Raw genomic sequence first — 16,777 nt, 5'->3', positions numbered from 1 at the left:
GTCAAGCATCTGTTCGAATCTAAAAGCACTTCAACTTCCCCGCTTCAAGAAGCCAAGTGCTTTAGATTCCAACTTTACATTTTATTTACCCATTAAATTAGCAATGACTTGGGTGCTCTCTGCTCGGGTAGTGACGCCGTGCGGTACATACTCATTCTCCCCTCGCCCACGAAGAAGGTCTAAGTTCGAAGCAGCGTAGACCGCCTTTTTGGCCCAATCGCTTATCTGATCATCATCTGCATATTGGCTCTGCATTGGAAGAGCGGGAGCTTTCTTGCCTGTCTTTACTTCATAGGCACGGATGATCATAATGGCCATTTCTTCACGTGTAATCGTATCCTTAGGAGCAAAGAGGGTTTCACTTCTCCCCTTTACAACGCCAGCCTGATACGCTGCCACGATTGCACTGGCATACGGATCACTTTCGTTGACGTCACGGAACGTGGTCGGACCCGTTGTCGCTTTCAAACCGAGAGCACGCGTCAACATCGCAACAAATTCTGCACGAGTTACTTTATTTTGCGGAGCAAATTCCTTATCGCTTACGCCTGTGATAATACCTTGAGCCGCCATCCTTTGAATGACCGAAGCAGCCCAATGGGATGGGGGAACATCGGTAAACGTTTTGTCGTACATCAGAACACCGTATATGCTGAAATGTTGAATGGAAGCTTCAACCATGCCATTGTGCTCTGATCCGCCTGCGAACTCAAGTCCTCCGTTATCTTTGAAAAAGTAGATGCCGGTTAATTCCTTGTTTGCCATCTCTCCGGCCTTTAGCTTTAAGACAAGCGGCTGAGCAAAGGAGGATAGCGTCCTCAGCTTCGTCCCATCGCGATCACTAATTTGCAGCGATAGCTCATACACCGGTCCTACTAATGCGATCTTCGCAGCCGCTTGGTGGGCCGCAACATTCAGCAGCCTCTCCGCTTCACTCTTCTCGATTTTGCTCAGTTTGAAGCTTACATACACTGGGTTAAGATCTTTGATGAGTCCAGCCCACTCCATCATGACAGCACTTGGAATTTCCAAACTCAGGTCTTCGTTGCGGATAATCAGTTTGGTCATGTCGTGCAGTGACTTGTCTTCAAGGGGAATAAGCAGCTCCGTGACACCTGAATCTATGTTCACAATAGCATTTCCGTCTTTCACCTCCAGCACCTTAACGATTGGTTTCCCCTTCGCAGCTGATCTTTCTGATCCGCTATCCCCGGAGTAGCCGTCGCCAGACCCCGCTGGAATGGATTCAACAGTGAACTTAACCTGATAGATTTTCACGGATTTCCCGTCTTCCGCTCTCGCTTCAACAGAGGCCGTTCCTGGTAAAGCTGTTGCTTGGTTTACGGTTAGCTCAGCCTTGGCATCGGTGGTAGATGCTGTTACGAGTGGAATGGCTTTCGTACCTGCTGGTAATACCACCTGATACTCGAATTTGTTCTTGTCAAAGGAAGGCACTTTCTGACCGTTCACCTCAATAGACCGCAAGGTGGCGTCCGAGCTTGGGATGATCACAGCTGCCGACTTGATGAATTTGGCGTCCGCCCAATCGGCATGATCGCTGCTGTTGCCATTGCCTCCATCGGTTACGATTAGTTTCAACTCACGCTTAGCGGCAATGTTTACACTAACTTTCTTCGCTGCTGTGCGGATTCCCATCTTATCGCTGTCGAATAGCTGCTGTCCATCTGCCCACACTTGGAAACCAACTTTGCCTTCTGTGCTTTCCTGATCGACTCCAACAACCGCTTCAAATTTCTCGAAGCCTTTATTCGCAATGTCGTACACGATCTCAGAATAAGCATGCGTGCCGATCCCTTTGGTATAAGATTTGCTGCCCATTCCATCGAATAGGGTAAGTACGTTGTCCTGAACGCTGGAATCCTTTCTTACCGAACCCCATCCTGTCGTTGCAGAAACCCAGTTCATATCGCTTGCATACGTCGGTACATCCGAATAACTCACTGTAAAACGATCTTCGTCCGCCAGTCGAACATTCACCGTATTCGTGTAAGTGGAGGCTAGTGTGATTGGTTTGCTGATCGAATTAGCTTCCACCCAACCAGGAAACGCCGCTGGATGCGACCAAATATTGTTTACCTGAAAACGTACGGACCCGTCTGCGTTGACAGAGCTTTTAACCGAGCCATTCCCGTCTCCTTCAGCGGTGAGTCTCTTCCCTGTTTCTCCGATTAGGAGAGATGCGTAGTTGTAATTGTTTTTGGAAGCCACGAAATCAGAGGTTCCTCGTTTCCCGATATCGTCTTTCCCATACTTGTGATAATCCTTCTCGTCTTGCGACCATGCCCAAGTCGGTTCGATCCCGTATCTGTCATCGCCCGCCAGCTTGCTCTTGAAGGCAGTTCCCGCATTTCTTCCGATTTGCTCCACCGGATAATAAGTCCAGAGACCGCTTCGGTCCCATGTCATTCTATCTGCATTCGCTGAGACATCGAATGCTACGCCCACAGCATCATAGACAGAAGGCAGGTTCGTGACAGTATAGGTTGTTGAAATCAGTCCCGTTCCATCAACATGGAGCGTGAACGTCACCCCGGTACCTCCATAAGAACCCGCTATATTGATAATAGCCTCACTATCTGTGCTCGAACTGGCAAAACTGTTCAGTTTCCAAGGATCAAGCTTGGATGTGAACCCCATAGTTAAGTAAGGGCCTCCAGTAAGTATCTTTTCCCCTTTGTACGTTCCCTCTGTGATCATCCCTGTCGCTTTGTCGAAGATGAGTTTAAAGTTCTGACCTGAAAGGGTGACCTGCGTGTCATCTTTCTTGATATCAGGAGCTTTGCCTTGCGGCTCGGCGAAGTGGAAGGTCTTCTCTCCGATCGTCAAATTGTATTCATCAACTAGTCGCGAAGACTGATAACGATCGCTTTGGTAAAACTTGAGATGCACCACATCCCCTAGCTTCCAACCCTTAGCAGGAAGGACTAATTCGCCTGCATGCATCGGCTCAACAGATGGGCCCGTTATCGTTTCTGTCTGATCTCCAAGGCTCCATTCCACCTTGATTTCATTCAGATTCGTGTGATTATAACGATTCTCTAACGGAATCGCCATAACATTGCCCGCCCCTGGATTCGGTAAAGAATTGACATTTATCCGGATTGGCGAATAAGCCTTCTTGACGTTCCAATACTCTGGTTTTTCCCTGTTCCATGAATCCAGAATGCCCCATTTGACACGGAATCCGCAGATTTCATCCTTGCAATACGTGTTCAAATCCCGCGAGTGCCAGATGGCTCCGCCCAAAGCACCTTCGGAAGCATACATTTCATCCCAATAGCGCTTAATTGCTTCACCATAGAAATCCTCGAAAGCAGGGTCGTTATTAAACCAATCTTCATAGTACACATATAAATGCGCGTACTCATCATCGATTTCCGGTTTATCCCGCCCTCCGATCTTCTGCCCGTTGCCCACATAATGCACACTGAACAAATCATTATAGCTGCTAGGGGCATTAAAACCGAAGCTTGATTTGACCGGTCTTGTTGGATCGATTTTTTTCACATAGTCATGGATAGCGGCAATATTGGAGCCCCACCCGCTCTCGTTCTCGAGCGACCAGATCACAATGCTCGGATGACTCCGATCCTTTTCAATCGTTTCCGAGAATTGACCAATAAAATAACTCAAATAAGCTGCATCATTCAACCGCGCGTCATTGATGAACATAACTGAGTTCTCCTGCTCTACATAAAGGCCGATTTCATCTGCGTAATCCAGCACGTATTCATACTGTGGCCAATGCGATGTGCGGATGTAATTGATATTGCCATCTTTCAATTTCGCAAGCGAAGCCAGATCGTGCTGCGGGTCTACCGCAACGCCGACAAAAGGAGAGGATTGGTGCCAATTCACGCCATGCAGTTTGACTTCCTTCCCGTTAACGAGCATCTTGTTCCCTGTGACTTTGATTTCCCTGAAGCCGATTTTACGAATGACGGTCTGCACCGTCTCCCCCTTCACCTTGACGCTTGCCGTCAACTTATACAAATTAGGGTGCTCGGCATCCCATTTCAATGGGTTTTTAACTGGAATAAGGATCGTTTTCTCTGAATCCTGCGCAGTTAACTGCATGTAACCAGGATCAATTGCGATTGGCCTGCCATCAGGGTCAACGAGACTAAATTCTACAACAGAACTGGCAGTTCCAGCAGTTCCTGTTTCTGTATTTGCCAGCATCATCCCTGCGGTGAGCTTCAATGTCGCATCCGTATAAGTTGCATCAAAAGAGGTAACCGCTTGCAATCTCGTCAAATAATCATGGGGCAGCGCTAGCAGCTTCACTTCTCCTACCAAACCTCTGACATGCTGGTATTCCACGAAGTTTTTCTCAGCCGTAATGCCTACGGTAACCCATGCTGCCTCGCCTGGCTTCACATAGTCCGTAATATCGCAGTCGAATGTCGTAAAGCCGCCTCGGTGGGTACGAACCAAATGTCCATTCACCCACACACGGGCGAAATCAAAAGCAGCTTCAAATCGCAGCACGACCTTCTTGCCTTGATAATCCGGTGGAATAGAGACCGACGTTTTGTATACGTTCTCTATATTCCGATCAGGAAACCAATCGCCGCCTTGCTTGCCCCGAATGTCAAAACCCAGCACTTCCAAGTTGGCCGGCACTTTGGCGTCAGACCATCCTGAGGGCTCTGCGCTATTTTTCCAGAAACCCGGGACAGGGGTTTGCGTGAATTTCCAAATCCCGCTCAAGTTGATGACCGGATGCTGCACGCCGCTTACGGCTGCGGGCAAAGGAGCAATCACGGGGCGCGGCCAGCCATTCGTTTCAGGCCCTACTGGTACGACAGGCATGGCGTCGCTGGCGTATCCGAACACCTTGAACTCAGCAATCCCGGCTTTGCTGCCAAGTTCGAAATCCGTCACCGTTATTCGAACATATCGTCTGGCCGCATCCAGGAATCGGTCCGTATTCACTTGGCTGCGTTCCGTCTGATTAGTCTTATCGACAGCCGGATACCAATTCATTGCATCACTCGAGACCTCGATTTTATATGTATAGCTTTTCCCTGAGTCTTTCCAGGTTACCTCCGTGCCAGTCAACTCGTAATCTTGACCCAAATCGACTTGCAGCCAGTTGCCTTTGCCTGTATCCTTAGCTGCCCAAGCCGTTTCCAATTTTCCATCGACGGCACTTGCCGCCAGATGATCGGGCTCCTCTGTAGATGCCTTAGCCATCTTGCCAAGTGCTGCATTGATCTCATTGGAACCAACCATTGTGTAAGCAAATGTGATAGCAGCGCTCTCCTGCGCAGCTTTGACAGCATAGGCTCTAATGGCTGTATCTTGCGTAATGGCAATCGGTTTCACATACATCTGTTTCGTTCCGGAGCTTTTGGGATCTGACCCGTCCGTCGTGTAATAAATGGCCGTCCCACTGATTGAACTGGATAATGCAACATCCGTCTTCTCATTCAGAATGCCCGCAGGAGGATTGGCAGTAAGCGCTATAACCTGATAGGCAAAAGACGTTACATCGCTATCCGTTTTCCCGTCAACTTTTGCGTAGGCTTTTACTGTGACAGTGGAGTCGACAGAAGTTCCCGTCAGCGGTATTCGACCTGCATATAACCGACTGCTTCCTGATGTTTTGGGATCACTGCCGTCGGTCGTATAATAAATTTTGGCAGCAGACTCGCTGCTCAATAGCCCTGTTGTAGTTCCTTCAGAGACTATCGCAGGCAATAAATCCGTATTTACGGGTAAAGCTGTAGAAGTGTTAAACAGATTGAACTCCCAAACGGCAGCTGGAGAGCCGACAGTAGCAAGCTGATGCAATCTCACAAAGCGTGCATTCGTTACCGGGAAAGGATGAACTTGGTCTTCCAAATCCGTATGATTACTTTCCGTGACAACAGAAGTCCAATTCTGCCCATCATCAGAGGTATCTATGGTATATTTCGTGAGATAATTTTGATGATTGGGATTTTTACGCAAAATGGCATAATTGACAGGCTGCTTCTTCCGTAAATCAAGGATTAGATCCCATAGGCCTGATTTCTCCGGTTGCGCGTACGTCGTACTGTCGCCGTCAATCGCTCGCCCTGCGACATTGCCCCATCCCGCTTCAACGGTCATCGTGGCAGCAGCTCCAAGCGCGAGATTGGCATATTGGCTTAAGTCATCCACAGGCAGTTGATAGGTGAATGTCTGCGGTACGCCTACCCCACCGCCTACTTCATCAATAGCAACAGCACGTAGACTGATATTGCGCTCAATAGCCAGCGCTTCATGATACCTAATTCGACTGGTTGACGAAGTCGGGTCAGTTCCATCGATCGTGTAATAAATCGAAGCCGTGGATAACGTGCTGCTGAGCGTCACAGTTCGCCCTTTAAGTATAATGCCGGAGCCCGGCGAAGCCGCGATTGGCGGAATCATCGCCGCTTCCGCATACAGCTCGAACTCGCCAATCCTCACAGCCGGCCAATCGGAGCCTTCCGCTGCCTTCTTCGTTACATGCAGTCTGACATATCGGGTATTTATCACTTGCGGCAGTACTCTGTCCGTTACCTTGGCTATGTTGCCTACTACGGCATCTGCCGTTTGCCAGGGGCCGCCTCCATTGCCTGAACTATACTCAAGCTGGAAATCCTTTGTCGCCAACTCGTTCGTGGCAGCATGCTGAACGATCCACCTAGCGATGTCCATCCTGTCTCCTAAATCTACAACTGCCCATTCGTCCGTTATCGGGCTCGTTCGCCACCCCGTATCACTTGTCGACCACATCGTATCCATCGAGCCATCAACCAAATAACTTGGCTGATGCTGGGCTAGCGAACTGCTTACGATAACCGATTTGCCCAGCGTCAAATTGCCGGCAACTGTAGTCTTGGCGAGCTTATACGTCATAATTTGAATCTGGCTGGCCCCGCCTTTCACTGTATCCAGCGCCACAGCTTTCAAAGCCATATCCTGATCAATCCCTATCGGCTCCGTATAGAGCTGCCTGCTTGCCGAGGAGGTGGGATCACTGCCATCGGTCGTATAATAAATAGTCGCAGTGGCAAGCGAGCTGCTAAGCACGACCTTCGTCCCTTTGGCAACGGTGCCGGAGCCTGGCACCGCCGTTAGCTCGGGTACGATCACCTCAGCCCCGTACAGCTCGAATTCGCCGACTCTTACCGCAGGCCAATCAACCCCGTCCGACGTTTTCTTCGTCACATGAAGCCTGACATACCGCGTTTGGACCGTCTGCGTGAGAATGCGATCTGTTACCTTATAGGTATTGCCAGTGACCGTATCTGCTGTCTGCCAAGGGCCTTGGGGATTCGCGCTGTATTCCAGTTGGAAATCGCTTGTCATCAGCGCTCCCGAAGCGGCATGCTTAACCACCCATCTGGCAATATCGTAATTGCCCCCAAGATCAACAACCGCCCATTCATCCGTTATGGGACTTGTTTGCCAGCCCGTATCACTCGTCGACCACATCGTATCCATCGACCCATCGACCAAATAACTAGGCTGATGCTGCGATAGCGAGCTGCTGGCGATTACCGTCTTGCCTAAAGCTAAATTCCCGTTATTTGCAGCAGCAGAAACACGAGTTGCATCTGGGAGCAGCACTAGATAATTGCTGCTTATGATCGCCAAACACAAGATGAAGTGGAGGAACATCTTGCTTTTCCGCATGTCAACTTGCCCCCTTTTGAGTCAATTTGGAATAAACGAGCCTCGCTTATTTGGCAGCCTTTTTTGCAACAAAATCATTCAGTTGCTTCTGCACCTCGGCAATCACCTTATCGATTCCGGCTGCTTTCAATTTACTTTTAAACTCAGGGTAGAAATCGTCATACTCCACGTAGCCATTATTGGCGACTCCGACATACACTTGACCTACCGCATCGATTTGCGCGATTTCTGACTTAACGGGATCTGCATTGAATCTGAAACCAAGGGTTGGCGCCACAACGGCATTCTTATCCCATACTTTGAGATTTTCAATATAGCTGGGACTCACATTCTTGCTGAAACGCTTCATCCGAATATCATCCCAAGCCCAGTTCACTTGATTGTAAGTCGACTTATCCGCAATTCCCTGTGTGGAAACCGCGTTCCCATCGAGCTTGTAGTTCACATTATTCACACCGTAAGAGAACAAATCATAATTCTCCTTACTGCTTCTAGACCAGTTGACAAAAGCGATTGCAGCTTTGCTGTTCTTGCTTGTGGAGAAGACGGACAATAAGTTAGAAGCGGCGTCGAAGACATATTTGGGCTTTTCAGGATTCAGAAACACATCTTCCAACGTACCTGTAGGAACGCCTGCTTTGAAGGCATCGATACGCTCGGACGTTTTCAGCACATTAGACCAAGTAGCCGCTATTTTCCCATTGTTCAATGCTGCTTCTGAATCTTTGATTTCTTGCGCGTCTTTGGGGAACCAGCCTTTGAGATACCACTTTCTTTTGGTTTTTACGATATTTTTGAAAATCTCAGATTCATAGAAGTTTTTCACCTGAAGACTCTTATCAGCAGGATCTATGTAAGCCGGACCTGCACCATAATCACCTATCGGCAAATAGATATCACCGAATTCCCGTAAGAGGCCACGCGTGTTGTCATTGGCGATCGGGACCATACTCGGTTCATTTTTCTTGATCGTATCCAGGTAGTTTTCAAAGTCTGCTAACGTTTTGATCGGGGCCAGTTTGTACTTTTCTCTTAAATCACCCCGAATGACGAAGAAGTTATTGTTCTCGGCGGAGGGGACCAAGGTTGGGATGCCATAGATCATGTGCTCAATCGATGCGCTCGCAAAGCTTGCGGCCGGGATATCAGCCTTTAACTGTTGGCCCTGCTCCTCAATCAAATCATTCAGTGGGATAATGACATTTTTGGCCGCGATTTGTGACAGCCAGCTGACATGCGTCCAAGCAAGATCGTAGTTCTCTCCAGAAGCGGCAATGAGATTGAGCTTGTTGTTATATTGATCCCATGGGAAATACGTAAAATCCAATTTAATGTTTAAACCGTCTGTCTTGAGTTTCTCTTCCATAGCTTTCTGAACGCCAGCCAAATCCTTGGGCGCATCGCCTGGCAGCACAATCTTCACGGTTCCTTCTGCTTTGGATTTAGCTGCAGTTGATGAAGCATTTGCTGAAGCATTCGCAGGAGACGCTTGCGGATGATTTCCCTCATCTTTGGAACAGGCAACCGTAAAACTCATGAATATCGCAAGCATCAAAGCCGCTCTCGCTGCTTTCATTTGTAATTTTTTCAATGTAGATCCTCCTCATGAATTAAGTTTTGGATTAGCCTTTGACAGCACCGATCATGATGCCCTTAATAAAGTACTTTTGAACAAATGGATATACCAGGATGATCGGTCCGATCGTCACCAGAACCATCGCCATTTGGGCGGTGACTGATGGCAGCGTCGTGCTGCCTACGCCGTAATTCCCGCCTGAACCGATGTAGTTAATCATCGATAAAATACGGAACAACATAAACTGCAGTGGATACAACTCGCGCTTATCAATCAGCCACAGCGCCAAATTCCAATCATTCCAATAAGCCAGTGAGCTGAATAAGGCAATAGTCGCCGTGATGGGCGTTGAAAGCGGAAGGATGATTTTACCGAAAATATACAGCGGGTTAGCCCCTTCAATTTCTGCCGATTCCACCAATGCCGGAGGCAAGGATTTAAAATAGTTGCGAACCAGGAAAACATTGAATGGACTTACGAGCATTGGCAAAATTAAAGCCAACATAGAGTTTTTGAGATGCAGGTACTTCGTTATAAATATATACCACGGAACTAAACCTGCGTTGAAAATCATTGGAATAAAAATACATAAAGCAAGCACGTTTCTGTATTTGACTTTGGGAACGGCGATAGCATATGCCAGCATGGTAGTCACCAGCAGACTTAGCACAGTCCCCACAATCGTCACCGTTACTGAGATCAAATAGGCATGATAAATTTCGCTTGATGAGAAAATCAATTGAAAAGCATCCAACGAAAATTGTTCGGGGAAAAATCGATAGCCATTTTGCACAACTGACTTCTCGTCAGTCACCGAAACGATGATTGTTAGCAGGAAAGGAATTGTCGTAAAGATACAAAAAACAAGAAAGATCAAATGGAATAGCAGTTGCGTCATTCTTCCATGGTTGTTCACTACTCCACCCCTGACTAAAACAACGAATGCTCATTGTTATATTTTTTTACCGCCCAATTACATAGGATAACGGTGATGAATCCACAAACCGATTGGTAGAGCCCTACAGCAGCTGGCATACTTATATCGCCTACCGATTTGACCGCCCGGAAGACATAAGTGTCAATGACATCTGTCGTAGCAAATAGCAAGCCATTATCGCCAACAATCGAATAGATCGTTTGAAAATCACCATAGAACATTTTGCCTACGGAGAGCAGCGTAAGGATGATGATTGTCGGGACCAGCAAGGGCAGCGTAATGAAGCGGATCTTCTGCCACCTGTTTGCCCCGTCAAGGGCAGCGGCTTCATACAGTTCACCGTCGATGCCTACGATAGTTGCCAGATACATAACGACAGCATAGCCAGTATTTTTCCAGATGAATACACCGACCAGAATCGACACCCAATATTGCGCGCTGGAGTACCAATCAATAGGCGCTTTGCTGGAAAGAGCCAGCAATTGATTCGCTATGCCAAATTTGGTGCTGAATATCAAATACACGAAATCGCCAACGACAATCGCTGAGAAGAAATAAGGCAGAAACATTAAACTTTGATACAGTCTTTTCAAAAGTCCGTTTCTTATTTCATTTAGTAACAGTGCAAATACAACCGCAAAAAACGTACCGAAAATGATATAGTTTGCGTTAATAAACAGCGTGTTGAATGTCGTTTTCCAGGCGTACTCACTGCTGAAGAAAAACTTGAAATTATCAAACCAGACCCATTTACTTCCGAAAATGCCATCTGTAAAACGATAATCTTTGAAGGCAATGATGATCCCCGGCAAAGGCATATAACTAAAGACAATAAAAAAAAGCAAGCCTGGCAACGCCATCGTGTAATACCATCCATTTTTCCATAACTCATACATAAAACCCTTCTTGGATCTCTTTCCCTGATAACGAGTTCTAGCTGTTAAAGCTGCCTGACGCAATGGATTAGCTCCTTTCACCCTTTTTATGTAAACGCTTTACTTCATAGCTTGATCATAAGATTTTCATCTGGAAATGCCTATTTCTCATTCCATTTAACATATTAAAATCTTATGATTTGCGGCTTAAATTTTTTAATATGATATCAATTTCTCAGCATTTAGCGGTAAATCCGGATGATTGATAAATACCGCTTAATGGACGACCTATCTGTCTGCATGATAAGATAGAAGTAAGCGTTATCTCATTCATGAAGAGTTCTACCTAGCAGAATTTGCTGACAAATAGATCGCATTCGCTTTCCTCCAGGAAAGCTTTAAGGAGGTACCATGGGAAAGACAGACATTCGTCGAGATGCCATCATGCAAGCCATTAAAGATAAGGGCTCCATTGCCTTGACCGATATTGTACAGCAGTTCGCTGTTTCGGAAGCTACAGCCAGACGGGACCTTGAAATTCTGGAGCAAGAGAAACGCTGCATCCGCACCTTTGGCGGTGCCGTCCTTGAGAGCTTGAAGGTCGAAGTTCCCTTTTTTAACAAAATGGACCTCTACACCGAGGAGAAAAAAGAAATTGCCGACAAGGCGCTGAACTACATTGAAGATGGCGATATCATCGGCTTGACCGGTGGAACTACAACCACCTTCATCGCCAAAAAGTTGAACCAATTCAAAAACCTTACCGTCATCACGAATGCGGTGAATATCGCCTATGAGCTTATCGGGACCCAAGGTCTGCAGCTCATTCTCACGGGCGGGGTGATTCGCACCCAAACGTTCGAGCTTTCAGGTCCTCTTGCCAACGCAACGTTGGAGAATCTCAGCATCCGCAAAACGTTCATGGGTGTAGACGGCATCTCGTTATCTCGCGGCATGATGATTTATAACGAGCTCGAAGCCGAAACCAATCGCCGCATGATGAAGCAATCGATGGAAACTTACCTCGTCGCCGATCATTCCAAATTCAGCCGCAGCTCGCTCTTCGTCATCGGCGAAGTCCAAGAAACCGTCGGCATCATCAGCGACTCCAAAATCACCCCGGAAATGAAGCTCGCCTTCAAAGAAGCCGGCGCTCCGTTCTTATAAAAAAACGCAATTCCGGATGACGGAATTGCGTTTTTTTATTTGGCGCATCGTCGTTCCGCGGGATTGCTAGAACTCATCTTCGGTTGCCGCGCACACTAGCATAAGAAAAACGGCTTCGCCGCCCTGAGAGATCAGCCTCTTAGTAGCGACAAAACCTGTTAAAGGAACTAGAGGACGCTATTTCGGCAATTAGCAGGGTTACTAGGGCAATAGCGGAACTACAGGGTCTTATTTCCACCAAAAGAGCTGAATTGCCCAAAAAACAGCAAAATAGCGGACTGTAGTTCCCTCAACCTCGCAATAATGACGCTTTTTGCTAGAATAGCGGACTGTAGTTCCCTTATCTCCGCGCGAGCAGCCCGGGCAACTCCTCGTTCACTCCAGAACATATAAATTCATATATCAAAAAAAGAGTCCATATGGTGGACTCTTTTCTGAAAACTCTATTCTCTAGCAGCTTGAGGAGCAGTGCTGGCTTTATATTTTAACGAAGGCAACATAATCAGCACACCAACAACAAACAACGCGGCTGCTGTGAGATATATGGCTTCCAAGGAGAAGGACGCTTTGAGCGTTCCGGCCAAACTCATCGTGATAACCATCGCGCCCATGAACAGGGGATTCAAGATGCCGTTAACACGTCCCACGAAAGATTCCTCGGTATTTCCCATAATCATCGTGTTGATGCCAATTTGGATGGCAGGCATAACAAATCCAGAGAGGAATTGCATGACAAGCGCCAACCAAAGAAGATGAGTCGTTCCGATTACAGCGAATGTGACCACACTTACTGCCATTCCTAGAGTCAGCATGGCTTGCGGGAGCATTTTTTTGGAGAAAACCATAGTGACGCCGCCACCGATGATCATCGCAATCCCATTGCTAGCCATGAACCATTGCAGATTCTCTTTGGGCAGCCCCAGATTTTCGGTTACCACATAAAGGCCAAGCGGACTAATTAATCCAATAGCAAGTCCCGCAACCGCGAAACAGCCGCCTAAAGTAACCAACATGCGGTTCTTGAGCACGTAACGGAAGCCTTGCCCCATTTCAGCCCAGATATGTGTTGTCCGCGGTTCTGCTCCTTTTTCTACTTTCCGATCAGCAGGCAAGAACATAAGTACCAAGGCTGAGAGCAGGAAGCATACGCCCATAATCGCTACAGCCATTTCGATCCCAAAATGATAGTAAACGAATGTCCCCATAATAGGGCCTAAGATCATGAATATCGCCATCATGGACTGATAAAGCGACATTCCCATTTGCATTTGCGAGTCCGGCACATGAACTTTGAACAGCTTCATCCCGGATGGTTGGGAAAATTGAGATAGAATCGACGACACTAACGTGGCGAAAAAGATCGCTTTCCATGACCCGTAATACAACGTAATCATGATAATAAAAACGGACACGGCGCTAAGAATATCGCACCAGACCATCGTCAACTTAGGCCTCCAGCGATCCGCAAAAGCACCACCAATAAAGGAGAAAATAAATATTGGCGCAAACTCGGCAACTGAAATTAAAGATAACGATTTGGGATCATTATTGGTCATATCCGTGACATAAAGAAGAATCGCAAAGTTGCGAATCCAAATCCCCACTTGGAGAAAAACACCTGATAGCATAATCGACTGCACGAAACGATTGGAGAAAAAAGTCCGCATCGTCGGCGCGCCGGTTGAAGCACCTTGAGACATAGAAAAAACACCCCTTCGAGATTAGATTCCTTTATCAAACTTGCCTCCTACTTTTGTGCCAAGTAGAAAGAAGTTTCATAACCTTTTCTAATTTATCGAAAAAGATGTTTATCGTACAGTGCCATTTGTCATATGACTAGTCACAAATGAATAAGTCAGTTATCGTTTCTCGTCATCAGAAGCGCTGCACCTACGGCGCCTGCCGAAGAACCTAGCGCAGAAGCCACGAATCGCACTTGACTGCGAATCGAAGGCAGACAGCGCTCCTCGATGATCTCGCGCATCGGAGCCAGGAGCGGCTCGCCGATATGCGAAGCGCCGCCGCCAAGAACGACCACCTGCGGATTCAGCAGGTGGAGGATGCTGACGAGCCCGATGCCGAGGGCTCGTCCTGCTTCACGCAGGATGCCGCTTGCGTCGGCATCCCCTTCCGCGGCTGCGGCCGCGACCAACCGCGCATCGACGCGGTCCGGGTCGCCTCCCGCGAGCCGCGCGAGGGCGCCGTGGCTGCTGGCGCCCTCGGCTGCGCGGCGCACGTGCTCGGCGCCGCGACGACCTATCGCAGTGCCTGACGCGTAGAGCTCCAGGCACCCCACATTCCCGCAGGGACAGAGCATCCCATTGCCATCAATGGAAATGTGACCAAGCTCCCCTGCGTTATGGTTCGTTCCGGCGATCAAGCGGCCGCCGGATATAATGCCCCCGCCGATCCCCGTGGAGATCGTCACGAACAAGCAGTCCGGCGAGCCTTCGCCCGCGCCGGCCAGCCATTCGCCAGCCGCAGCCGCGGTGGCGTCATTCTCCAGCCGGACCGCGCATGCGAAGCGGTCCGACAGCACGCTGGCGACGGCAACGTCGCGCCAGCCGAGGTTCGAGGCGAGGGTGACGACACCCTTCGCCGTGTCCAGCGTGCCCGCGGTGGCAACGCCAATCCCGCGAACGATGCCGCGGCCGCCGGGCGACGCCGCGAGCAAGCCCTCGATCAGGCTGCCCAGCCGATCGAGAACCGAATCCGCCCCCTGCTTCGCCAAGGTGGGAATTTCTTCCTGCGCGATGATGCTGCCATCGCTTGCTACGAGAGCGGCCAACATCTTCGTGCCGCCCAAATCAACGCCTACATAATATTCGCGTAGACTTCCATTTTGTTTCTCTTCCCCACTCATCTCTTCGCTCTCCTTGTTCACCGTCAGACCTCAGTACTGCCTCCAGCCAATCGGATATTGTTCCGATAACGTAACAGGCAGTCGTCCAACCGGTTTTTCTTTCCCCAGCAGTACATTCGCAAGCGACACCATCGCCAATGGACGATTTTCGTAACAAGCCAAATACGTTTTCACCTCAGGAAACTCAAGTAAATCATACGGGTTGCGGCCTGCAGCTACAATGAAATGCAGTCCTTCCTTTTGCGCCAAGGTTTTTACCAAGCTTGTCTGTCCAGTGGAGAAAGTGGCATTGTAGGTCACGATAACCACTTGTTTCTTGCCTGCACAGGCTTCCAAAACACCTGCAATTTCCGTATCTGTCGGGTACAATCCTAAGTATACCTCATCAACAGATTTTCCGCTGATTTCTGCAAGCGTACTGCCCAACGTCCCTTCGCGATCAACCACTTCATCGATTTCTGTTCCTGTTTGTACTTCCGTCCATATTACCAATGTAGGCTCATTCAGATCAAGTGCTTTGCCAACTTCATCTTTGACCAATGTAATGCTTTTGCGGCTAAGCTCTTTGGCCAGGAGTTGATGCTCCGGAGTAGAAATCGGTTCGGTCGGAACTGAAGCAAGCGAGGCGAAGTTAATTTCCCGCTTATATTTGTAAGTCATAACACGCAGTACCGATTCATCAATACGCGACTCTGGAATACGTCCACTCTCAACGGCCGCTATGACCGCTTCGATCGCCGCTACTTGACGATCCAGCCTATGACTGACGAGAATGATATCCGATCCAGCCTCAATAGCGCGAACAGCGCCTTCCGCGACACCGATTCCCTCGGAAATCGCCTTCATTTCCAGGCAATCGGTCACAATCAGTCCTTGGAAACTAAGTTGTTCACGCAATAATTCCGTTAGAATACGGTATGACAACGTAGAGGGAACCCCATTCTCCTCAAGCGCAGCGAACACCACGTGAGCGGTCATAATCGCATCTACGCCACCTTCAATCGCTTTCACGAACGGGGCTAACTCCAGCTCCATTAACCGTTCCATGCTGTGCGGCACAACAGGCAGATCATGATGCGAGTCTTCCGACGTGTCCCCGTGACCTGGGAAATGCTTAACCGTAGCAATTACGCCCATATCCTGCAAGCCCTTCACCGCATGTGTTCCCATATCACTCACAATCGCTGCAGTTTCACCATAAGAACGTACGCCGATGACAGGATTCAAACGATTGTTGTTAATATCCAAACAAGGCGCGAAATTCATGTTAACACCCATTTGGCGAAGTTCCTTCCCCATCACTTTCGAACTTGCGTATACGCCTGCTGGAGCAAAAGCTGCCCCGAGCGCCATGTTGCCTGGAAGCAGCGTCGCTCCTTTTTCAATGCGCGATACCATTCCACCTTCTTGGTCTACCGCAATGAACAAGGGTTGTCCTCCGCTTTGCTGACTCATCGTTTGCAGGTCATTCGACAATTGGGCGAGTTGATGCGCATCATTCACATTTCTCCGAAAATAGATCACACCGCCAAGGCCGTATTTTTCTATTAATTGAGTAATCGCTTCATTCGGTTCCAAGGACTCAAACCCACAAATAAACAATTGACCTACTTTTTGACGTAAAGTTAAGGGTTGATGTGAGTTAGTAGATGACAATGACATGAATGACACGCTCCTTGATATAG

General features: G+C 48.4%; 8 protein-coding genes. 1 reads left to right on the top strand and 7 read right to left on the bottom strand.

Annotated elements, in window-relative coordinates; translation table 11 throughout:
- Nucleotides 1-81 precede the first annotated feature (81 nt).
- From LOZ80_RS02440 to LOZ80_RS02425, 4 genes are read right to left on the bottom strand one after another with little or no spacing between them, the layout of a single operon-like run.
- On the bottom strand, nt 82-7,674 hold the full coding sequence (locus tag LOZ80_RS02440) for a discoidin domain-containing protein (protein WP_238169935.1): 7,593 nt from the start codon (nt 7,672-7,674) through the stop codon (nt 82-84).
- Between the two features lie 46 nt (nt 7,675-7,720).
- Nucleotides 7,721-9,265 (bottom strand): ABC transporter substrate-binding protein, encoded by a 1,545-nt coding sequence (locus LOZ80_RS02435; RefSeq protein WP_238169934.1) that lies wholly within the window; start codon nt 9,263-9,265, stop codon nt 7,721-7,723.
- Between the two features lie 31 nt (nt 9,266-9,296).
- A complete protein-coding gene (locus tag LOZ80_RS02430) occupies nt 9,297-10,166 on the bottom strand; it encodes a carbohydrate ABC transporter permease (RefSeq protein WP_238169933.1) in 870 nt (289 codons plus the stop codon).
- Nucleotides 10,167-10,180: 14 nt separating this feature from the next.
- Nucleotides 10,181-11,083: an ABC transporter permease gene (locus tag LOZ80_RS02425; protein WP_238169932.1), complete on the bottom strand. Its 903-nt coding sequence runs from the start codon at nt 11,081-11,083 to the stop codon at nt 10,181-10,183.
- Nucleotides 11,084-11,473: 390 nt separating this feature from the next.
- Here LOZ80_RS02425 and LOZ80_RS02420 point away from each other — a divergent pair, with 390 nt between their 5' ends.
- Entirely contained in the window at nt 11,474-12,229 is a 756-nt protein-coding gene (locus tag LOZ80_RS02420) for a DeoR/GlpR family DNA-binding transcription regulator (RefSeq protein WP_238169931.1), read from the top strand.
- 443 nt (nt 12,230-12,672) lie between these two features.
- Here LOZ80_RS02420 and LOZ80_RS02415 read toward each other — a convergent pair whose 3' ends face one another.
- From LOZ80_RS02415 to nagZ, 3 genes are all read right to left on the bottom strand, one after another.
- Complete coding sequence (locus LOZ80_RS02415; protein ID WP_238169930.1) at nt 12,673-13,929, bottom strand: MFS transporter; 1,257 nt, start codon at nt 13,927-13,929, stop codon at nt 12,673-12,675.
- Between the two features lie 155 nt (nt 13,930-14,084).
- Nucleotides 14,085-15,092 carry an ROK family protein gene (locus LOZ80_RS02410; RefSeq protein ID WP_238169929.1) on the bottom strand — a complete coding sequence of 336 codons (1,008 nt, stop codon included), beginning with the start codon at nt 15,090-15,092 and terminating at the stop codon, nt 14,085-14,087.
- A 30-nt stretch (nt 15,093-15,122) separates the two neighbouring features.
- Nucleotides 15,123-16,754, bottom strand: coding sequence for a beta-N-acetylhexosaminidase (nagZ, locus tag LOZ80_RS02405; protein ID WP_238169928.1), 1,632 nt, complete (start codon nt 16,752-16,754; stop codon nt 15,123-15,125).
- Nucleotides 16,755-16,777: the final 23 nt, after the last annotated feature.

This window comes from Paenibacillus sp. HWE-109, assembly GCF_022163125.1.
Taxonomy (GTDB): Bacteria; Bacillota; Bacilli; order Paenibacillales; family NBRC-103111; genus Paenibacillus_E.
This window is presented reverse-complemented; position numbering and strand designations above follow the sequence as displayed.